The organism is Jejuibacter sp. L23, from assembly GCF_050815825.1.
In the GTDB taxonomy this organism is placed as follows: Bacteria; Pseudomonadota; Gammaproteobacteria; order Enterobacterales; family Enterobacteriaceae; genus Jejubacter; species Jejubacter calystegiae.
The window spans coordinates 3490513-3511982 of the sequence record NZ_CP138199.1; the positions used below are offsets into that span (position 1 = coordinate 3490513).

At 46.4% G+C, this 21470-nt stretch carries 23 protein-coding genes and 1 other annotated feature; of the genes, 10 read left to right on the forward strand and 13 right to left on the reverse strand.

All coding sequences use genetic code 11. From position 1 onward, the window contains the following. Nucleotides 1–47: 47 nt before the first annotated feature. The 10 genes from SCU88_RS16740 (at nucleotide 48) to hisIE (ending at nucleotide 7942) form a co-directional block, all read left to right on the forward strand. Entirely contained in the window at nucleotides 48–596 is a 549-nt protein-coding gene (locus SCU88_RS16740; protein ID WP_138098233.1) for a helix-turn-helix domain-containing protein, read from the forward strand. A gap of 100 nt (nucleotides 597–696) precedes the next feature. After that, nucleotides 697–747 carry a his operon leader peptide gene (hisL, locus tag SCU88_RS16745; protein ID WP_138099289.1) on the forward strand — a complete coding sequence of 17 codons (51 nt, stop codon included), beginning with the start codon at nucleotides 697–699 and terminating at the stop codon, nucleotides 745–747. Next, nucleotides 723–847 (forward strand) — a sequence feature (His leader region). Its footprint overlaps the gene before it by 25 nt. A gap of 45 nt (nucleotides 848–892) precedes the next feature. Continuing rightward, a complete protein-coding gene (gene hisG / locus SCU88_RS16750; RefSeq protein WP_175341080.1) occupies nucleotides 893–1792 on the forward strand; it encodes an ATP phosphoribosyltransferase in 900 nt (299 codons plus the stop codon). A 5-nt stretch (nucleotides 1793–1797) separates the two neighbouring features. Beyond that, the gene (hisD, locus tag SCU88_RS16755; protein ID WP_175341081.1) at nucleotides 1798–3102 is read left to right on the forward strand and encodes a histidinol dehydrogenase; all 1305 of its coding nucleotides are present in this window, start codon (nucleotides 1798–1800) and stop codon (nucleotides 3100–3102) included. Beyond that, a complete protein-coding gene (hisC, locus tag SCU88_RS16760; protein ID WP_175341082.1) occupies nucleotides 3099–4184 on the forward strand; it encodes a histidinol-phosphate transaminase in 1086 nt (361 codons plus the stop codon). Before hisD ends, hisC begins: the two co-directional genes overlap by 4 nt. Further along, a complete protein-coding gene (gene hisB, locus SCU88_RS16765) occupies nucleotides 4181–5248 on the forward strand; it encodes a bifunctional histidinol-phosphatase/imidazoleglycerol-phosphate dehydratase HisB (RefSeq protein WP_175341083.1) in 1068 nt (355 codons plus the stop codon). The genes hisC and hisB overlap by 4 nt, the downstream gene beginning before the upstream one ends. Beyond that, nucleotides 5248–5838, forward strand: a complete 591-nt coding sequence (gene hisH / locus SCU88_RS16770; RefSeq protein WP_175341084.1) for an imidazole glycerol phosphate synthase subunit HisH — start codon at nucleotides 5248–5250, stop codon at nucleotides 5836–5838. The genes hisB and hisH overlap by 1 nt, the downstream gene beginning before the upstream one ends. Beyond that, complete coding sequence (hisA, locus tag SCU88_RS16775) at nucleotides 5839–6576, forward strand: 1-(5-phosphoribosyl)-5-[(5-phosphoribosylamino)methylideneamino]imidazole-4-carboxamide isomerase (RefSeq protein WP_175341085.1); 738 nt, start codon at nucleotides 5839–5841, stop codon at nucleotides 6574–6576. Then, the gene (gene hisF, locus SCU88_RS16780) at nucleotides 6558–7334 is read left to right on the forward strand and encodes an imidazole glycerol phosphate synthase subunit HisF (RefSeq protein WP_175341086.1); all 777 of its coding nucleotides are present in this window, start codon (nucleotides 6558–6560) and stop codon (nucleotides 7332–7334) included. The genes hisA and hisF overlap by 19 nt, the downstream gene beginning before the upstream one ends. 44 nt (nucleotides 7335–7378) lie before the next feature. Further along, nucleotides 7379–7942 (forward strand): bifunctional phosphoribosyl-AMP cyclohydrolase/phosphoribosyl-ATP diphosphatase HisIE, encoded by a 564-nt coding sequence (gene hisIE, locus SCU88_RS16785; protein ID WP_431810174.1) that lies wholly within the window; start codon nucleotides 7379–7381, stop codon nucleotides 7940–7942. A gap of 67 nt (nucleotides 7943–8009) precedes the next feature. Here the strand turns inward: hisIE and wzzB are convergent, their stop codons facing one another. The 13 genes from wzzB to rfbC form a co-directional block, all read right to left on the reverse strand. After that, nucleotides 8010–8999 carry an LPS O-antigen chain length determinant protein WzzB gene (gene wzzB, locus SCU88_RS16790; RefSeq protein WP_175341088.1) on the reverse strand — a complete coding sequence of 330 codons (990 nt, stop codon included), beginning with the start codon at nucleotides 8997–8999 and terminating at the stop codon, nucleotides 8010–8012. 330 nt (nucleotides 9000–9329) lie between these two features. After that, the gene (gndA, locus tag SCU88_RS16795) at nucleotides 9330–10742 is read right to left on the reverse strand and encodes an NADP-dependent phosphogluconate dehydrogenase (protein ID WP_175341089.1); all 1413 of its coding nucleotides are present in this window, start codon (nucleotides 10740–10742) and stop codon (nucleotides 9330–9332) included. 149 nt (nucleotides 10743–10891) lie between these two features. Beyond that, complete coding sequence (gene rfbA / locus SCU88_RS16800) at nucleotides 10892–11761, reverse strand: glucose-1-phosphate thymidylyltransferase RfbA (RefSeq protein ID WP_175341090.1); 870 nt, start codon at nucleotides 11759–11761, stop codon at nucleotides 10892–10894. A gap of 63 nt (nucleotides 11762–11824) precedes the next feature. Further along, nucleotides 11825–12340, reverse strand: a complete 516-nt coding sequence (locus tag SCU88_RS16805) for a DapH/DapD/GlmU-related protein (protein ID WP_175341091.1) — start codon at nucleotides 12338–12340, stop codon at nucleotides 11825–11827. Then, entirely contained in the window at nucleotides 12315–13640 is a 1326-nt protein-coding gene (locus SCU88_RS16810) for a hypothetical protein (protein ID WP_175341092.1), read from the reverse strand. Before SCU88_RS16810 ends, SCU88_RS16805 begins: the two co-directional genes overlap by 26 nt. Then, entirely contained in the window at nucleotides 13637–14623 is a 987-nt protein-coding gene (locus tag SCU88_RS16815; protein WP_175341093.1) for a glycosyltransferase family protein, read from the reverse strand. The genes SCU88_RS16810 and SCU88_RS16815 overlap by 4 nt, the downstream gene beginning before the upstream one ends. A gap of 11 nt (nucleotides 14624–14634) precedes the next feature. Continuing rightward, nucleotides 14635–15726: a UDP-galactopyranose mutase gene (gene glf, locus SCU88_RS16820; RefSeq protein ID WP_175341094.1), complete on the reverse strand. Its 1092-nt coding sequence runs from the start codon at nucleotides 15724–15726 to the stop codon at nucleotides 14635–14637. 4 nt (nucleotides 15727–15730) lie between these two features. Next, nucleotides 15731–17002 carry an oligosaccharide flippase family protein gene (locus tag SCU88_RS16825; protein ID WP_175341095.1) on the reverse strand — a complete coding sequence of 424 codons (1272 nt, stop codon included), beginning with the start codon at nucleotides 17000–17002 and terminating at the stop codon, nucleotides 15731–15733. Further along, nucleotides 16999–17988, reverse strand: coding sequence for a glycosyltransferase (locus tag SCU88_RS16830; RefSeq protein ID WP_175341096.1), 990 nt, complete (start codon nucleotides 17986–17988; stop codon nucleotides 16999–17001). The genes SCU88_RS16825 and SCU88_RS16830 overlap by 4 nt, the downstream gene beginning before the upstream one ends. Next, nucleotides 17975–19159, reverse strand: a complete 1185-nt coding sequence (locus SCU88_RS16835; protein WP_175341097.1) for an oligosaccharide repeat unit polymerase — start codon at nucleotides 19157–19159, stop codon at nucleotides 17975–17977. Before SCU88_RS16835 ends, SCU88_RS16830 begins: the two co-directional genes overlap by 14 nt. A 2-nt stretch (nucleotides 19160–19161) precedes the next feature. Then, nucleotides 19162–20082 carry a glycosyltransferase gene (locus tag SCU88_RS16840; RefSeq protein ID WP_175341098.1) on the reverse strand — a complete coding sequence of 307 codons (921 nt, stop codon included), beginning with the start codon at nucleotides 20080–20082 and terminating at the stop codon, nucleotides 19162–19164. Next, a complete protein-coding gene (locus tag SCU88_RS16845) occupies nucleotides 20079–20912 on the reverse strand; it encodes an NAD-dependent epimerase/dehydratase family protein (RefSeq protein ID WP_175341099.1) in 834 nt (277 codons plus the stop codon). Before SCU88_RS16845 ends, SCU88_RS16840 begins: the two co-directional genes overlap by 4 nt. Nucleotide 20913: 1 nt before the next feature. Beyond that, on the reverse strand, nucleotides 20914–21462 hold the full coding sequence (gene rfbC, locus SCU88_RS16850) for a dTDP-4-dehydrorhamnose 3,5-epimerase (RefSeq protein ID WP_175341100.1): 549 nt from the start codon (nucleotides 21460–21462) through the stop codon (nucleotides 20914–20916). Between the last annotated feature and the right edge of the window lie 8 nt (nucleotides 21463–21470).

Consider the following 21470-nt stretch of genomic DNA (forward strand, 5'->3'; position numbering starts at 1 on the left):
TATGTTCATTTAAAAAAACATTCAGTATCAGGAATAACGGAGTTTTCATGACCCAACCGATCCGCGTCATCGCCCAGAGTCTGGTCCGGGAGCGGGAACGCGCTGGCCTGTCGCTAAGCGAAGTCGCCCGACGCGCCGGCATCGCTAAATCCACGCTATCGCAGCTGGAAGGCGGCCACGGTAATCCCAGTATCGAGACCCTCTGGTCGCTGTGCGTGGCCCTGAACATCCCCTTCGCCCAGCTTCTGGAACACCAGGAAACCACCACCCGGGTGCTGCGCTACGGCGAAGGGAGCCGGGTCACGGCGGAACACTCTAACTATCAGGCAATTTTACTGGCCAACTGCCCCCCAGGCGCCCGGCGCGACATATACCAGGTGGTGGTTCAACCCGGCGCCGATCGCCTGTCGCCCCCTCACCCGCCGGGTTCGGTAGAGCATATGATCATTACCCGCGGCCGGGCGTTGCTGGGGCTGACCGAAGCCCTTGAGGAACTGGGCCCCGGCGACTATATCTGTTACCCCGCGGATCGCGAACATCTGTTCCGCGCCCTGGAGCCGGACACCGTGGCAATCATGATCTCGGAGCAGAATTAATGACCGGAATATTTTCACTAAAAAAGCCCTTGCGTTCCGCGTTCAAACTGGTTTAGGGTAAGCGTCACAGGTTATGAATAATCATTCAGACGAGATTGCTATGAATTGCGTTCAATTTAAACACCACCATCATCACCATCATCCTGACTAGTCTTTCAGGCGATGTGTGCTGGAAGACATTCAGATCTTCCAGTGGTGCAGAACGCAAGACAGAGAGCCCCCGGAAGATCGCCTTCCGGGGGCTTTTTTATTGCGCGGTTTCAGCAGAATTTTTACCAAATCAGAGGTAGAGCACAATGTCAGACAACACCCGTTTACGCATAGCTATTCAGAAATCCGGCCGTTTAAGCGATGATTCACGCGAATTACTGGCCCGCTGCGGCATTAAGGTTAACCTGCACACCCAGCGTCTGATCGCCCTGGCGGAGAATATGCCCATCGATATTCTGCGGGTGCGCGATGACGATATTCCGGGCCTGGTGATGGACGGCGTGGTGGACCTTGGCATTATCGGCGAGAACGTGCTGGAAGAGGAGCTGCTCAGCCGCCGCGCCCAGGGCGAAGATCCGCGCTACTTCACCCTGCGGCGCCTGGACTTCGGCGGTTGCCGTCTGTCGCTGGCCGCACCTCAGGACGAGCCCTGGGACGGCATCGCCTCTCTCTCTGATAAACGTATTGCTACCTCTTACCCACATCTGCTGAAACGCTACCTCGACCAGAAACAAGTCCCGTTTAAATCCTGCCTGCTGAATGGTTCTGTGGAAGTGGCCCCCCGTGCCGGGCTGGCCGACGCCATCTGCGATCTGGTCTCTACCGGCGCAACACTTGAAGCCAACGGCCTGCGTGAAGTCGAGGTTATCTACCGCTCCAAAGCCTGTCTGATTCAGCGCGACGGCGAGATGCCGGACAACAAACAGCAGTTGATCGATAAACTGCAGACCCGCATTCAGGGGGTTATCCAGGCACGGGAATCCAAATATATTATGCTGCACGCCCCCAGCGAGCGTCTGGAAGAAGTGGTGGCGCTGCTGCCCGGCGCCGAGCGCCCCACTATTCTGCCGCTGGCTGGCGATAAGCAGCGGGTAGCCATGCACATGGTCAGCAGCGAAACCCTGTTCTGGGAAACCATGGAAAAGCTAAAAGCGCTGGGCGCCAGCTCGATCCTGGTCCTGCCGATTGAGAAGATGATGGAGTAACCACCATGGCCTTTAATACCGTCATTAACTGGAACGATTGCGACGCCCAACGCCAGCGCGAACTGCTGATGCGCCCGGCCATTGCCGCTTCCGACAGCATCAGCCGTACCGTCAGCGAGATTCTGGATAACGTTAAAGCGCGTGGCGATACCGCCCTGCGCGAATATAGCGCCCGCTTCGATAACACCGAGGTTCAGAGCCTGAAGGTGAGTCAGGCGGAAATCGACGCCGCCGCTGAACGCCTGAGCGACGAACTGAAGCAGGCGATGGCCGTTGCCGTCGCCAATATCGAAACCTTTCACCGCGCCCAGCAACTGCCTGCGGTAGACGTGGAAACCCGCCCCGGCGTGCGCTGCCAGCAGGTAACCCGCCCTATCGACGCGGTGGGGCTTTATATTCCCGGCGGTTCGGCGCCGCTGTTTTCCACGGTGCTGATGCTGGCGACCCCGGCGCGCATCGCCGGTTGCCGCCGGGTGGTACTGTGCTCGCCGCCGCCCATCGCCGACGAGATCCTCTATGCGGCCAAACTGTGCGGCGTGCAGGAGGTGTTCCAGGTCGGTGGCGCCCAGGCTATCGCCGCCCTCGCCTTCGGCACCGATAGCGTGCCGCAGGTGGATAAAATCTTCGGCCCGGGTAACGCCTTTGTCACCGAAGCCAAACGCCAGATTAGTCAGCGACTGGACGGCGCCGCCATCGATATGCCCGCCGGGCCATCGGAAGTGCTGGTGATTGCCGATGCGCGCGCTAACCCTGACTTTGTCGCCTCTGACCTGCTTTCCCAGGCGGAGCACGGCCCGGATTCTCAGGTGATTCTGCTGACGCCGGATAGCGCCATGGCGCAACGGGTGGCCACCGCGGTAGAGCGCCAGCTTGCCGCCCTGCCGCGCGCGGAAACCGCCCGCCAGGCTCTGGCCGCCAGCCGCCTGATTGTGGCTCGCTCTCTTGCCCAGTGCGTGGAGATCTCCAACCAGTACGGCCCCGAGCACCTGATTATTCAGACCGCCGACGCCCGATCGCTGGTCGAGGGTATTACCAGCGCCGGTTCGGTGTTCCTTGGCGACTGGTCGCCGGAATCCGCCGGAGATTATGCTTCCGGCACCAACCACGTGCTGCCGACCTATGGCTACACCGCCACCTGCTCCAGCCTGGGACTGGCGGACTTCCAGAAGCGGATGACGGTGCAGGAGCTGAGCCAGCAGGGCTTTGCCGGGCTCGCCGCCACCATTGAGATCCTTGCCGCTGCGGAACAGCTAACGGCCCACAAGAATGCGGTATCACTGCGTCTGGCGGCGCTGGAGGAGCAGAAATGAACGAGATAGAAGCCCTTGCCCGCGCCAACGTGCGCGAGCTCACCCCTTACCAGTCCGCTCGCCGTCTGGGCGGTAATGGCGATGTCTGGTTGAATGCCAATGAATTCCCGACGGCGGTGCCGTTTCAGCTGACCATGCAGACCCTGAACCGCTACCCGGAGTGCCAGCCTGCGGAGGTGATTCGCCGCTATGCCGACTACGCCGGGGTTAAACCGGAGCAGGTACTGGTCAGCCGCGGCGCCGATGAAGGCATCGAACTACTGATTCGCGCCTTCTGCGAGCCGGGCCAGGACGCCGTGCTCTACTGCCCGCCCACTTACGGCATGTACAGCGTCAGCGCTGAAACCATTGGCGTAGACTGCCGCACCGTACCGGCCATCAACGGCTGGCAGCTCGATCTGCCCGCTATTGAAGCCCAATTAGATGGCGTAAAAGTGGTATTCGTTTGCAGCCCCAACAACCCTACCGGTCAGTTAATCAACCCGGATGACCTGCGCGCGCTGCTGGAGATGACCCGCGGTCGCGCCATCGTGGTAGCGGATGAAGCCTATATTGAATTCTGCCCCACCGCCTCCCTGGCGGACTGGCTCAACGACTATCCGCACCTGGCTATTCTGCGCACGCTCTCTAAAGCCTTTGCGCTGGCAGGGCTACGCTGCGGCTTCACCCTGGCTAACGCACCGCTAATTCAGATGCTGCTTAAGGTTATCGCCCCCTACCCGCTCTCTACCCCGGTGGCCGATATCGCCGCCCAGGCCCTGAGCGCCGAAGGGATCGCCGCCATGCGCCAGCGGGTGGCGGAAACTCTGGACAACCGCCAGTACCTGCTCGAACAGTTGGGTACGTTACCCGGCGTCGATCAGGTCTTTGAATCGCAAACCAACTATCTGCTGGTGCGCTTCGACCGCTCCCAGCCCCTGTTCCAGCGGCTTTGGGATTGCGGCATTATCCTGCGTAATCAGCATAAACAACCCGGTCTGGAAGAGTGCCTGCGCATCAGCATCGGCACCCGTGCCGAATGCCAGCGTCTGCTCGACGCCCTTAACCAGCTCGCCGTACGGGCAAATCAGGAGACCCTATGAGCCAGAAGTTTCTCTTTATCGATCGCGATGGCACACTGATTAGCGAGCCGCCGGTCGATTACCAGGTTGACCGTTTCGATAAACTGGCCTTTGAGCCTCAGGTAATCCCGACCTTACTTAAGCTACAACAGGCGGGCTTTAAGCTGATTATGATAACCAACCAGGATGGATTGGGAACTGACAGTTTCCCCCAGGACGACTTCGATGGTCCCCACAACCTGATGATGCAGGTGTTCGATTCCCAGGGCGTGCGCTTCGACGAAGTGTTGATCTGCCCGCACCTGCCTGCGGATAACTGCGACTGCCGCAAACCGAAGACCGCGCTGGTACAACCCTGGCTGGCAGATGGCGTAATGGATAAAGCCAGCAGCTATGTGATTGGCGATCGCGCCACCGATCTGGAGCTTGCCGAAAACATGGGCATTCAGGGGCTGCGCTACGGCACTGACGGCCTGAACTGGCCGACCATCGGCGAACGTCTGACTCAGCGCGATCGCTACGCTCACGTTGAGCGCAATACCAAAGAGACCCAGATCGACGTGCAGGTGTGGCTGGATCGTGAAGGCGGTAGCCAGTTCAACACCGGCGTTGGCTTCTTCGATCATATGCTGGATCAGATAGCCACCCACGGCGGGTTTCGTATGGCTGTCGAAGTCAAAGGCGATCTCTATATCGACGATCACCACACCGTGGAAGATACCGGCCTGGCGCTGGGCGAGGCGCTGAAACTGGCGCTGGGCGACAAACGCGGTATTGGCCGCTTTGGCTTCGTGCTGCCGATGGACGAATGTCTGGCGCGCTGCGCGCTGGATATCTCTGGCCGTCCGCACCTGGAATACAAAGCCGAGTTTAACTTCCAGCGGGTGGGTGACCTGAGCACCGAAATGGTTGAGCACTTCTTCCGTTCCCTCTCTTATGCCATGGGCGTCACCCTGCACCTGAAAACCAAGGGCAAGAATGACCACCATCGGGTGGAAAGCCTGTTTAAGGCCTTTGGCCGCACCCTGCGCCAGGCGATCCGCGTGGAAGGCGACGCCCTCCCCTCATCAAAAGGAGTGCTGTGATGAATGTGGTGATTCTGGATACCGGCTGCGCCAATCTTTCGTCGGTAAAATGGGCGATTCAGCGACTGGGAGCCAACCCCACCGTTAGCCGCGATCCGGAAGTGGTGCTGCGCGCCGACAAGCTGTTTCTGCCGGGAGTCGGCACCGCCCGGGCCGCCATGAATCAACTGCGCGAGCGCGATTTGATCGGGCTTATCAGCCGCTGTACCCAGCCGGTGCTGGGCATCTGCCTTGGTATGCAGCTACTGGCGCGCTCCAGCGAAGAGAGTAACGGCATCGACACCTTAGGCGTTATCGACCAGCCGGTGGTGAAAATGGTCGACCGCGGCCTGCCGCTGCCCCATATGGGCTGGAACCAGGTCTTTCCTGAACAGGGTAATCCGCTGTTTCGCAACGTTGACGACGGGGCTTACTTCTACTTCGTGCACGGCTACGCCATGCCGGTGAGCGAGGCCACCATCGCCCGCTGCGATTACGGCGATGCCTTTAGCGCCGCGGTACAGCAAGAGAACTTTTACGGCGTACAGTTCCACCCGGAACGCTCCGGCAAGGCGGGCGCGCAGCTTCTGAAAAATTTCCTGGAGATGTAAATGATTATCCCGGCTTTAGATTTAATTGACGGCAAGGTGGTGCGTCTCCATCAGGGCGATTACGGCAAGCAGCGCGACTACGGCAGCTCCCCGCTGCCGCGGCTACAGGATTACCAGGCGCAAGGCGCGCAGGTGCTGCACCTGGTGGATCTGACCGGCGCCAAAGATCCGAACCAGCGCCAGATCCCACTGCTGAAAAGCCTGCTGGCGGGCGTAAGCGTGCCGGTTCAGGTCGGCGGCGGCGTTCGCAGCGCGGAAGATGTGGAAGCTCTGCTGACGGCAGGCGCCAGCCGCGTAGTGGTCGGCTCCACGGCGGTGAAATCCCCGGAGTTGGTTGCACAGTGGTTTGAACGCTTTGGCGCCGAAGCCATCGTACTGGCGCTGGACGTCCGTATCGACGAGGCCGGTAATAAGCAGGTGGCGGTGAGCGGCTGGCAGGAAACCTCTGGCGTGACTCTGGAGCAACTGGTGGAACGCTTTCTGCCGCTGGGGCTGCGCCACGTGCTGTGTACCGATATCTCCCGCGATGGAACCCTGAGCGGCTCCAATGTCGGGCTGTATCGCGAAATCTGCACCCTCTATCCCCAGGTGGGTTTTCAGGCTTCTGGTGGTATTGGCGGGCTTGCAGATATTGAGGCCTTGCGCGGCAGCGGCGTGAGCGGCGTAATTGTTGGCCGTGCCCTGCTGGAAGGAAAATTTGATGTGAAGGAGGCTCTCCAATGCTGGCAAAACGGATAATCCCCTGCCTGGACGTGCGCGACGGTCAGGTGGTTAAGGGCGTGCAGTTCCGCAACCATGAGATCATCGGAGATATCGTCCCGCTGGCCAGGCGCTATGCCGAAGAAGGTGCCGACGAACTGGTGTTTTACGATATCACCGCCTCCAGCGATGGCCGGGTAGTGGATAAGAGCTGGGTTTCACGAGTGGCGGAAGTTATCGATATTCCGTTCTGCGTGGCAGGCGGGATTAAATCAGAGGCCGATGCGCTTCAGATCCTCTCCTTCGGGGCCGATAAAATCTCCATCAACTCCCCGGCACTGGCGGACCCAACGCTGATTACCCGGCTGGCGGAACGCTTTGGCGTACAGTGCATCGTGGTGGGCATCGACACCTGGTTCGACCAACAAAGTGGTAAATATCAGGTTAACCAGTATACCGGCGACGAGAGCCGCACCCGGATCACCCAGTGGCAGACTCTGGACTGGGTACAGGAAGTGCAGCAACGCGGCGCCGGTGAAATTGTGCTGAATATGATGAACCAGGACGGCGTGCGCAACGGCTACGACCTGGAACAACTCGGCAAAGTGCGCGAGGTTTGCCGCGTCCCCCTTATCGCCTCTGGCGGCGCCGGGACCATGGAGCACTTTCTGGAAGCCTTCCGCGATGCGGCAGTGGACGGCGCGCTGGCTGCATCCGTATTTCATAAACAAATTATCAATATCGGTGAGCTAAAAGCTTACCTGGCGCAACAGGGCGTGGAGATTCGACAGTGTTAACAGATAAACAGACAGAGGCGCTGGACTGGGCCAAAACCGACAATATGATCCCCGTCATCGTCCAGCATGCGGCATCCGGCGAGGTGCTGATGCTCGGCTATATGACGCCGGAAGCGCTGAAGCAAACCCAGGAGAGCGGTAACGTCACTTTCTATTCACGCAGCAAACAGCGGCTGTGGACCAAGGGTGAAAGTTCCGGCCACTTCCTGAAGCTGGTCAGTATTGCGGCGGACTGCGATAACGACACTCTGCTGATTCAGGCTAACCCCATCGGCCCCACCTGCCATAAAGGCACCACCAGCTGCTTTGGCGATGCGCCACAGCACCAGTGGCTGTTCCTGTATCAACTCGAACAGCTGCTGGCGGAGCGCAAACAGGCCGCCCCAGAAAGCTCTTATACCGCGAAGCTCTACGCCAGCGGCACCAAGCGTATTGCCCAGAAGGTGGGCGAAGAAGGGGTGGAAACCGCGCTGGCCGCTACGGTGCACGACCGTGAAGAGCTGGTTAATGAAGCTTCCGACCTGGTCTACCATCTGCTGGTGCTGCTTCAGGATCAGCAGCTTGATTTAGGGGCGGTGATTGAGAATTTGCGGGGCAGGCATCAGTAGTTACGTCTCCCCGGATCAAAAAAGCCCGCCGTTTTTTAACGGCGGGCTTTTTTCGCAGATGGCTATATTACGCGGCAGGCTTATAGTTACGCAGCGCGTTGCGAACCAGCACCACGCCGGAACCAATCATCCCCCCCAGTAACGCCGCCAGTACCAGCGTCAGGCCACGCTTCGGGCTATCACGCCGTACCGGCAGATTAGGCTTCATCACATAGTGGAATGAATTACCGACATCCGGCTTCTGGGCCAGCGCCTTTACCGCCAGATAGGACTGCAGGGTGCTATAGTACTGTCCGGAAAGCGGCAGCGGCCGGGTAGATTCGTTTTTCAGGGTCGCCGAAAGGGCATCGCTACCCAGGGTAAACAGCGTATCCTCGGACAGCGTCTCGGCCTGCTTAACCATTGTATCCTTGATATTGCTCTGCTCGGCCACCTTTAGCGCCTGGCGCAGGATCTCCAGCCGCTGCTCGCGCTGGGCTTTGGCCGAGGCTTCCTGAGCATCCATAGAGCTCTTAAGATCCTTCATGGTGGCGTTGATATTGGTCACCAGGTCGGCATTCAACTCATCGATAACCCGCTGGTTAATCTTATCGATATAGGCGGTGAGCGTTTTACGGGCTTCAACGGCGCTGGGTCCAACGTAGCTGATTTTAAGCGGCACCGACTGGCCTTTCACCGCCGGTTCAATGGTTAATTTTTCCGGTTTTTCCTGGTTATCCAGCTCTTCAGAAAGGGCCGACATCAGCGAGTTAAAACGGGTGAAAAAACGGTTCTGAATATCGCTAACCGAAGGGGCCGAACCCCGATTCTGACTATAGATAATGCTCATCGAGTTACTATAGTTAGCAATCTGGCCGGAATCAGGTAGCGTAACGATAGTCGTCGAACTCCACTTCTCTTTGGCCACAAACAGATAAGCCACGGCCAGCAGAATAAAGATAATGACCAAGGCGATAATGGTTTTCTTACCGCGCCACAGCTGCATCAGCAGATCCAGCAGATCGACCGTTTCCGGCGAGCGGCTTACACCTTGTGCCGCTTGAGAATTCTGGTTCATAGTAACCTTTAAAAATTAACCCAAAAAACCATCAAAGAGACTGCCCACAAAAGATATGCGGGAAGAAGTATCGCATACTCCCCTGGAAATCACCGGAGCCACTTTACTAAGAAAAGGTTGAAATTGCGATTTATCTAATGCCGGATGGCGAAATAATCGGCACTCGACAACAGTTCAGCAACCTTTGATCTCGTATACTAACCGACTACTTTAGCGCTATTACCTCCGCCGTTGACGGAGATAGTCTCTCTACTTCCAGTAGTCCCTTTGATAATAAAAAAAACCAGCTGATAAATCAGCTGGTTTTCAGGTGACTAATTAAGAATTAGCTTAATCTTCCAGCCACTCGGTATGGAACACGCCTTCTTTATCGGTACGCTTATAGGTATGGGCACCGAAATAGTCGCGCTGAGCCTGAATCAGATTGGCCGGCAGCACGGCAGAGCGATAACTATCGTAGTAGGAGATAGCCGCAGAGAAGGTCGGGGTCGGGATACCATTCTGTACCGCATAAGCCACTACATCGCGCAGCGCCTGCTGATACTCATCGGCAATCTGCTTAAAGTACGGCGCCAGCAGCAGATTGGCAATGGCCGGGTTCTGCTCATAGGCATCGGTGATCTTCTGCAGGAATTGAGCACGGATAATGCATCCAGCGCGGAAAATTTTAGCAATTTCGCCGTAGTTGAGATCCCAGTGGTATTCGTCAGACGCAGCGCGCAGCTGTGAGAAGCCTTGCGCATAGGAGACGATTTTACCTAAGTAAAGGGCACGACGTACTTTTTCGCTAAACTCAGCTTTATCACCCGCGAAAGGCTGGGTCTGCGGACCGGTCAGTACTTTAGAAGCTGCAACGCGCTGCTCTTTCAGGGAAGAGATATAGCGTGCGAATACTGACTCAGTGATTAAAGAGAGCGGTTCACCAAGATCCAGCGAGCTCTGGCTGGTCCATTTACCAGTGCCTTTATTGGCAGCTTCATCCAGAATCACATCGACCAGATAGTTACCCGCATCGTCTTTTTTGGTGAAGATATCCTTGGTGATATCGATCAGGTAGCTGCTTAGTTCACCTTTGTTCCACTCAGAGAAGGTAGTCGCCAGCTCTTCATTGGACAGGTTCAGACCGTGCTTGAGCAGGGAATAGGCTTCAGCAATCAGCTGCATATCGCCGTATTCAATACCGTTATGCACCATCTTCACATAGTGACCGGCACCGTCTGCGCCGATATAGGCCACGCATGGCTCACCGTCTTCGGCAACGGCGGCAATCTGCTTCAGGATGGGTGCCACCAGCTCGTAAGCCTCTTTCTGGCCACCTGGCATGATGGAAGGCCCTTTCAGCGCCCCCTCTTCACCGCCGGATACCCCGGTACCGATAAAGTTGAAGCCTTCGGCAGAGAGTTCACGGTTGCGACGGATAGTGTCCTGGAAGAAGGTGTTGCCACCGTCGATCAGAATATCCCCTTTTTCCAGATACGGCTTCAGCGACTCGATAGTCTTATCTGTGCCCTCACCGGCCTTCACCATCAACAGGATACGACGTGGCTTTTCAAGGGATTCAACAAACTCCTGCACCGTGTAATGTGGCACCAGTTTCTTACCGGGATTTTCGGCAATCACTTCATCGGTCTTTTCACGGGAGCGGTTGAAAACGGAAACGGTATAGCCACGGCTTTCGATGTTAAGCGCCAGGTTGCGCCCCATCACTGCCATACCGACAACGCCGATTTGTTGTTTGGACATTACATACTCCTGTCAGGTGTGCTTACGGTTGCAAATGACTCTGCAGAAAAACAACCGGATTATAATACTCTTGGCTGCCAAATAAAAATAGTATCAGCGATAAACATAATGAACAATTCTAACTTAACCATACTGGTATACCGAGTACATCATTCCCGGGCGATTAAACTTGTCAAATATTGACCATATTGGGTCTTATCCAACATTTTTGCCGAATCCAACACTTGCTCAGCTGTTAACCATTTATTTCGGTATGCAATTTCCTCCAGGCAGGCAACTTTAAAACCTTGTCTTTTTTCAATAGTATGAATAAATTGTGATGCTTCTATCAGGCTATCATGGGTTCCCGTATCCAGCCACGCAAAGCCCCGGCCAAGTATCTCTACTGAAAGTCGTTGATCATTTAAATACATATCATTCAATGAAGTTATTTCCAGTTCACCCCGTGCTGACGGTTTCACTTGTTTCGCGTAGTCCACAACGTTTTCATCGTAAAAATACAAGCCGGTTATAGCCCAGTTTGATTTTGGTTTAGCTGGCTTTTCTTCAATTGATATGGCTTTAAAATTATCATCAAATTCTACGACACCAAATCGCTGAGGGTCCAAAACTTGGTAGGCAAAAACAGTAGCTCCGTTATTGGAGGCAATAACCCTATCCAAATTTCGACCAAAGCTTTGTCCGAAAAATATATTATCACCTAAAACAAGAGCGCATTTTTCATTCTTTATATGCGATTCTGCCAATATGAAAGATTGAGCCAGACCATCAGGGCTTTTTTGAATAACATAAGAGAAATTAACTCCAAACCGTGAACCATCACCTAACAATCGATAGAATGACTTAGAATCCTCAGGCGTTGTAATAATTACTATATCACGAATACCAGCCAACATTAACACAGAGATTGGATAATAAATCATAGGTTTATCATAAATAGGTAATAACTGTTTAGAAATCGCCGTGGTTATAGGGTACAATCTCGTCCCCGCACCTCCAGCAAGCACTATTCCTTTCATCTACACCTCCCACAGAATACCTAGAGAATCGTTGATAACAACACTAAAACCCCATAACAGTCATCAAAGCGAACGTATAATTTTTGCCGGTATTCCCCCAATCATGACATTGTCAGGAAAATGTCCTTTAACTACTGCATTAGCTGCAACAACCGTATTATTCCCTAATCTGGCCCCAGCCAGAACAACAACATTTTTCCCCAAAAAAACATTATTCCCGATTATTGTCTCTGCAGAAACACAGGGTTGGTTTATAAAGGGAACGTCATCCAATATAAAAGAATGATCGGTATCAGAAATAAACACATTAGATGAGCATAGAAAATCATTACCAATTATCACACGACGTTCACAGATAAGATGTAAATTATCACCAATCGCTGAGTTATCACCAAACTTACATCTTGCATCAGTTGCTACTTCAATACGTGCATGAGGATAGATTCTGAATTTATGCCCGAACTGAATATACCTCAAACCTTTCAAATATAAAGGGCGACCGAGATAAACAACTCCCCCCATATTCCATAAGAATATTTTATAAACTAATGCTCTAATCAACCATGGTATTTTTTTCACACTTAACCTTTCCGTTGATAATATCTTCTGCTATTGTTTTGGTAAATGACAGGTCGTCATCACGAAAATGCCCTGAATATAAGTAATCATCCAACAGCGTAGCGAGTTCTGCATGCGATCGCTCTCTATCATTAATATCAAAAGTATAGTTACCCGCAGTAAGTTTTTCTCTATCGGATGCATCTCCGAAACGCCACACCCCCGAGAAAGTATCATAGTAAGCATCCCCGGTAACAAAAACCCTCTTACCCAACACCAATGCTTCAACACCAACAGTAGAATTATTCACTACTACTAAAGAGCTACTTTTTATTAAATCGTGTAGCTGTGACGTATTATCCAAAATGACTCGTTGGTTATCCCTGATATACTCATAGAATTCGGGTTCATACCTACTTTTATAAAGTGGGTGCTCCCGGACAATTATGTTATATTTATCAGGGATCGACTCATTAATAAACCTTATTATCTGATAATGGTTTTGAAATGCAGGGCTGTGTAAAATCATATTGACATCATGAGGAACCTGTGCGGCAAAAAGGATATATTCATTATTTTGCTCTGTGTCAACATCAGTAGTCAAATCAATTTTATGCTTGACTATACCTAGCCCCTCAAGTATTTCACTCTGTCTAAAAAAAATCAGCAACAATATATTTAATATTTTATCACTCAATCGGTAAATTTTTGTCCGGGAGAACTTTTTATTTTTTTTCTTCTCGATTGTCAACGCTAGCAATTGTAGCATCATGTCCTGAGATGTGCTCCTGGTAGCATTAATATGTCGAGCCCCTGAATTCGAATTCACGCCCCAGCAATCAATAAATGTAGTGTCAAAGGCCCCCTGCTCAAAATAGTAAATTTTTATATTAAATTGTTTTGCAACTTCAATAAAAACAGTACATTGCAATCGGGAGTCACCGCTGACAATCATTGCATCATATTTTTTACACTTAAAGTATTGAAATGCATAGTCTATATAAGCACATGCTATTGCTCTATAATACTCTTTATGCTTAGGTAGTGAGCAGACATGATAACGTATCGCCTTATCAAGGTTCACCCCTCTATATTCATCAGCTGTTGCAGCCATCTGATAGTAACGTCGTTTAAAAAAATATCTACGCCAGACATGTACTACCATCCAACTGGCATTACGTTTTCTTAAACGCGAATAGAAAAACCCACTAAAATATATACTCAGATAATTAAATTTAACACCTCGTTTATTAAAATTATCACCCAGAGCATGAAAAAAACGAGCGAAGTCATCATAAAAACCTATCCCTAAGATATTCATTCTCTCTCCAGAAGTCGTGCGACCCAATTACTAATACTGTATTTATTTAATACCGACTGTGGATAATAACACTCTGGTGAAGACAGTTGAATAAAATCAACAAGCTGGTGTTCATTCTCCTTAGTCAGAATAAAATGTTTATCCGGCTCATAAAAATCATAATTTTTAATGTTATCATTAGTAGTAATTATTTTTTTATTAAATGCAATAGCTTCTAATGTTCTCATTGTCAGACCTGTCTGTTTAGGATGAGCGATATCCAGAACAAATTCTGACGAGGACATTTCATGTAAATACTCATCATAAGGAAGCGGTTTAAGTATTACATGGTCCCCTAATTGCTTGCGTAGCACACCACTCTTTATATAAGTAATTGCATATATGATACGACTTGGAAAATAGAGAGAAAAACTGAATTTTATTCTTTCTTTCATTGCAAGTGAATTGACGAACGCAATAGTTTTCAATCGTGTGCTATGTATTGAGCCAATGAACACTATTTTTTTAGGTTTAACAGTTGTTCGCCCCCGGGAGGAAACAGTAAAAAAAAGCGGAAGAAATTCCAGCATTTTACTTTTCGCATCATCATAATCAAATGTAAAGACTTTATCACAGAACCGAAACAACTCGGATATATATCTTTTATTTCTCAGCGAATCCCATAAGTAGATAACTATACGCGCATTAGGGCAAGCTCTTCTAAGTTCATCTATAATTATTTTATCCATTGCTTCCGGATTAACAATTAAAATAAGCCCTATGTTTTGTGGTGTTTCAATTTGTGATATCTTATCTCTGTAATAACGTCTGGTGATAGGTAGTAAAGGCTTTGCCCCTAGCAGTCTTAAGGCGATTTTAAACCATGTGTCGTTTGATGGGCGTTCATCAAACGCAACTACGCTATTCCCTTGTCTTTCAAGCTCTACTTTTATAATTTCTCTATAATTATAAAAGGTAGGGCAGATTAATAAAACACTTTCCATTGTTTTACACTTTATAATTTAGTTACTGTTTGTAGAGCAGAAAGTATTACCTGATGCATATCATAATATTTATACTCCGCCAGCCGGCCACCAAATATCACATTCTTTTCCTCTGACGCTAGTTTACGATAGCGTTTATATAGCTCATTATTCTTCTTATCATTTACAGGATAATATGCTTCCAATCCTCTATGCCATTCAGCAGGATACTCCCTGGTGATCACAGTGTGTTGAGTTTCAACAGGATCAAAATGTTTATGCTCAATGACACGAGTAAATGGTATGTCTCTTTCAGTGTAATTAACAACCGCATTCCCCTGGAAATTATCAGTGTCTAACTCAAGAACTTCGAAATTTAGAGAGCGATATTCTAACTCACCAAGGCAATAGTCAAAATACTCATCGATAGACCCTGTATATATAACTTTCTTTGCTAAACCAGCATATTCATCCCGATATTGAAGATAATCAACGTTGAATTTAATGTCTATGCCATCGAGCATTGCCTGAATTAATTTGGTATACCCCCCAATAGGGATCCCTTGATAACGATCAGAAAAATAATTATTATCAAAAGTAAATCGCACAGGTAACCTGCTAATAATAAAGGGCGGTAATTCTGTTGCTTTACGTCCCCATTGTTTCTCTGTATATCCTTTGATTAATATTTCATAGACATCCTTTCCAACCAAACTGATTGCTTGCTCTTCAAGATTTTCAGGTTTTTTCCCATTCAATTCCTGTCGTTGTGACTCAATAATTTTTTTAGCCTGCCCAGGTTCAGTCACACCCCATAGCTGATAAAACGTGTTCATGTTAAAGGGTAAATTATAAAGCTTATCGTTATGTAAAGCTAATGGGGAATTTGTGAAGCGGTTAAATTCCACAAAACTATTAACATAGTCCCATATATCCTTATTATTTGTATGAAATATATGAGCTCCATACTTATGTACACTGATCCCTTTATTATCTTCTGTATAAACATTGCCACCAAGGTGACTTCTCTTCTCGATAACAAGCACCTTTTTATTTTTCTTTCTTAATTCATGAGCACAGACACTTCCAAATAGCCCAGAACCTACAATGATAAAGTCGTACATAACATCACCTATTAAATAAAGGTATTTTTAATTTCATTATCATTCGGGACATGCCAATAGTAATAATCGCCTCTGTTATTAAAATAGACAAAGCAGCCCCAAATGCTTCAAAGTGAAAAGCCAATAGACAAAGCAGCACAATATTAACCACACCACCAGTAATGATAACCTGACTAAACTCCCTTTTGTATCCGGTAGTCAACAAAGTCTGTATCCCCAAAACATTACTGATAGAGACAACAAACGGGATCCAGGCTAGAATTTCAAAAACAGCAATAACATCCGGTGTCCCACTTTTATTATATACCAGAGGGATAATAACCGATGCCCCCAAACAACATATAAGGCTCACCACTAGTCCAAAAACTGCCTGAACAGTCAAAAGTTTTCGAATGAACTGAAAAACAGTTGTTCTATCTTGCTCTTTTATCATCCGAGATATCTTTGGATAAAGCGCCTGAGAAACAGGGTTAAGCAATCCTTGAAGAGCCTGCCGTAATTTATCTGCTGCGGAAAAAACCCCCAGAACATAAGGGCCACTAATTGCTCCGAGAAGAACCGGAGTCGTTACCGTATACAGACTCATTGCCGCTGAAGATATGAAGAAATGCCAAGAACAAATAATTTCTTCTTTGATGTCTTTAATGCTGGGTTTATACAGACTGACACGCCCGGATTTGACAACTGCGATCATAGCAATTATTCCTGCAAGCACATTCGCCGATCCCATAAAGAGTGCGGCTCTAGCTACATCATCAGTACTATTAACAAATAAAAAAATTAGTGGTACAGTGCTTAAGCGAGCCAATATATTAGATATTGCTATATTGCTCATCTTCTCTTCCCCCTGAAAAAACCAACCAGGAAAGAGAACATCACCAACAATAGCCACAAAGGAAAATAATAAAATCACCTTAATATTATAAAAATAGGGAACCAATATTATCAAAATACATAATACAACAAAGCTAACGAAACAAAAGAAGAGCTTCGCACCTAGCACTGAGAAAAATATTTTACTTATCTGCTCTTTCTCCTGCCGTGCTTTCGCTATACGCTGAGTGGCCGAAAAATTAAATCCAAATTGAGTAAATAACAAAAAATATTGATTAAACGCCACACAGAACGTCAACACACCATAGCTATGAACCCCTAATGTCCTGACAAGATATGGCAACGTAATCAGTGGTAATATATAGTTTAGCCCTTGAACAAGGCTTAATGAAACTATGTTTTTGATTGTTTTGTTTTTTATTACTGATGTTAACCACTTCATTTTATGCCCCATTTAGTAACCAGTACTAGTATAGGTAAGGGCGCTATTAGTATTAACAATGCAAATATTTTTTCCTTAGTACTCAATAACGAATTCTTCACCACATCCAGAAGTGAAAAACGCTCGCGGCACTGGTGTCGTAATGAATCAATATATTCACGAAGATGATTATATGACATCATCCGAATAAAGTTATCAATAACACATTTTTTAGTATAAAAATAACAATATATTTTCTCTATATTTTCATGTCCAACTAACTCTGTACTGTGCTCTCTTACGCATTCATACACTTGATAGACATCAAATATTTTAGGATTAAAATCATTCTGCTTAGTAATTGAACCCTCACGTTGCCTATAATAGACCAGTGGACGAGAAATTACGGATATTTTTTTGGCTTTTAGCAACAATGGTACCGATACCGCCGTATCTTCATACCATAACCCTGCTGGATAACGGATGCCGGAACGTATAAAAAACTCTCTATTGTAAAGCTTATCCCATGCAGCTACTTTAATGTGCCTGAAGATTTCAAATTCTATAAGTGGTTCGACGCTATTATACTCTTTAGAGGTAATATATTCACGTTGCGCCGCCCCATTTTCAAAACTCATATAAAAGCCACAGCATACGATATCATCATTATTGATGATCGCTTTGTTATAAAGTATTTCATAGGCATCAGCCTTAACCCAGTCATCCGAATCCAAAAAGGCTAAATACTCTCCTTCGGCATATCTTACGCCAGCATTCCTTGCCTCACTAAGACCTTTGTTTTCTTGTTCGACATATTTAATATTATTGTACTGTCGAATATATCGCTGAACGATTTCACCAGAGCGATCTGTTGAGCCATCATTGACAATAATTATTTCAATGTCAGTCAAGGTTTGATTCAATAAACTATCCATGCATTTTTCAACGTATTTTTCAACGTTAAAAACAGGAACTATTACTGATACTTTAACTTTAGGCGGATACATTTTTCACTCTTATAGATATTTTCAAAATAAGCATTAAAAACAGCAATCTCAAGATAATAGGAAAAAGCAGTAGGATACTTTCAGTAAATACGGTTAACAAGACTGTAGGCGCTACGATATAATATAATACTGGAGAAAAAAGCCCATTACTTTTATTTCTTGCGAGAATGGATAATATTGCCCCATAACAAAAGAAATATATTAGAGACCCCAGATGGCCATAATATTTATACAACACACCAAATACAGAGTAAGTATTTGTCTTTATTGAGTCATTTAACCATATACTATCCGCAACTATATTGAATGCTCCATCTGCAGCCCCCCCCAGCAATTGCTCTATATAGATTGCAGTATTAGGTAAATAAAACAAATCAGGATTTTTAAACATTTCCCCGAATGCAGGAAGACCGCCAAAGATATACATTATAAAATAATCAATACCAAATCCATTCGAGCTTCTAAATACACCTGCAACCATAAAGAAAACCAAGAAATAAAAGGTGTATTTAATTATGGATTTAGATAAATACTCTTTTCTATCCAAATAAATAAATGCTAGACTTAAAATATCCATCACACCTTGCCAGCGACTTCCCATTAGGCCTGCATATAGCAGACGACTTAGCAAGCAAATGATAATTCCTTTTGTTACGTCTGGACTCCGTAACACATATATAATTAATAAAATATAGTTGAACAAATAATTATTTTTTATTATCCGCATTAATAATGCGTTAGATAGCATACCCGGATATGCAAATTCATCTGGAAACATTTGCACTGAACGCAGATATCCAATAAATGATGTTATTCCGCCCGGAAATCGCTGATATTCATATAGCAGTATTATTAGGGCCAGTAATTGAATAAATAATGATATAAAAAAGAACACTCTCAGCAATGAATCATTAATAGAACCACGATTAACAGTATTTGTAACAAAAACTTTTCCTTTGAAGCAAACTGCACCAATAATAAATGCACAAACCATGAACATTACATAAGTAAGAGCTTCCTCGCTTACAGCGATGTAATCAAGCATCGCGATATTAACAAAAAAGACACTGCTCCATATAAAAACAAAAAGAAAAACGGGACTTCTGATATCTCTAAATAAGAACCAAGAAAAGACAGCCAATAATACAAGAACAAAAAGCACCAGCACCATTATCATTTCAGATATTCTCTGTGATGGGTAAAATCATTAGTTAGAGCATGACCTGCTGCTTTAAAAAATAAAGATAATCCATTAAAATCAAAAGTAATCACAAAAAACAAAATATACTTAGCAAACCATCTCATTAGAGAAGCTTTGGTGCTATATTTTTTTATTATATAAGTATAATTCCTGAAATAGCAATAGCGTCTCAAACTATCCTCGGGCAAATTTACCTTTATCCTATTAAAGATAAGTTTGGAATTAACTCTGTTTTCAGGATGAAAATGGAACGCATCTTTTACTGTTCCAATATTTACCCCTGCCTTTAAAGCTCTTTGTTGGTACTCATTTTCATCCCCCCAAATGAACATATCCGATTTAGGCAATCCAATTAAATCTAACATTTTCCTTGAGAACAAAACTCCGTTAAATGGATTTGCTTTATTTGCTATAACGTCAACATCAAAATAAAGTTTGTGAATTGTCTCCAGTGAAATAACACCATTAATACCAAAACTTAATTTTTCGTGATTCTTTTCATTCAAAACCAGAGGACTTAAAAAATCAAATTGCTCGGTGTATTTTAAAAGATGCTGCAAACAGGTATCTGCAGGATACCCATCATCATCCATAACCCAATAAAAATCAAACCCCTGCTTAAATGCAATGCTAAGTCCTTTATTAAATCCTCCAGCCCCACCGATATTCGATTCAAGCCTTACATATTCTACAGCTATATTATCATGAAAAAACTCATCAGAAGTTGACAGTATTTTATTATCTATAAGATAGTCTCTTACCCCATCAGTAGATGCATTATCTATTATTAGTATTTTGTCAACCTTAGAACCATTCTGGGATAAAATAGACTTTATGCAGCGTAGAAGTAATTCTTTCCTGTTATATGTTACTATAACCGCACATATATTCATTTTTTTACATCTCCCATACACATCCTAAACTGAGAAATCATACTTTCCATATCTCTCATGACATCATCAATTTTCATCTCAGGCATGTATTTTCTTAGTAATTCATTTTTTATAACAGGAAACTCCTCCTTTCTATTTGGAGTTTCATGCCAAATAACCTTACAATTAGTTTCTTTAATTAACAATTTTGCGAGATCACTTGCTGTCACATTTTTACCTGAAGCTACATTTATTATTTTGTTATATTCTATATCTCGACTACTAAAATTGACACAAGCCTCTGCTACATTTTTAACCGATACATAATCCTTTGCATAAGATTTGTCTACAAACATATTAACCACCCCTCTTGTGATGGCATCCTTAATAATTGAAGGCAAAAAGAGTGTGCTCTTAAGCGCTGTACCATAAATATTACTCGGCCTAAGTATAGTTATATTCTTTTTACTCCTTAAACAAAGCTCTTCCGAAGCCATTTTTGTCAAATTAAACAAACGTCTATTGTCACTATCCTCAACATGCAAACTGCTACTTTCATCAGAACTATCTCCATTCATATAAAGACGAGTAGATGAAATATACACTAATTTATTAAAGTTAGTGTTTTTTAACACATGATATAGCAAGGAGCAATTAGCATCAAAAACATCAAATGGCTTGTTTTGACAATCCCCTTCCCCAGCGCAATATATTATTCGATCGAACTTCTCACCGCGAGATATTACATCGCCCCGGCCAATGACATTATATGAACCACCAATACTCTCAAGTATTTTGCAAATTTCACGCCCTACAAATCCATGCCCACCGATAATACTGGTAATACTCATGTTATGCCATTCCCATTTTTTTCTTATAATTTTCAAACGTATCCAATTTTTTATCTTTTTCTGATAAAATAGGTTCTTTCACTGGCCAATCAATAGATAAATCCTTATCATCCCAAATAATCCCAGACTCATGCTCAGGAGAATAATATTGTGTACATTTATAACAAAACTCTGCATATGAACTAATAACAACAAATCCATGAGCGAATCCTGGTGGAATATACATTTGTATTTTATTTTCGCCACTTAATATTAAGCCATAATGTTTCCCAAATGTTTTTGACCCTTTACGAAGATCAACAGCAACATCATAAACTTCTCCCTGCAGCACAGAAACTAGCTTTCCTTGAGCATTCTCTGTTTGGAAATGTAGTCCTCGTAATACCCCTTGTTGTGAGGCGGAACGATTATCCTGGACAAATTCGTCTGCGATCCCGATATATTCATATGCTTTTTTATTGTACATTTCATAAAAAAAACCACGATGATCACCAAATATTTTTGGTTTAATGACAATTAAATCATCAATAAAAGTTTTAATAATTTCCATTTTCAACC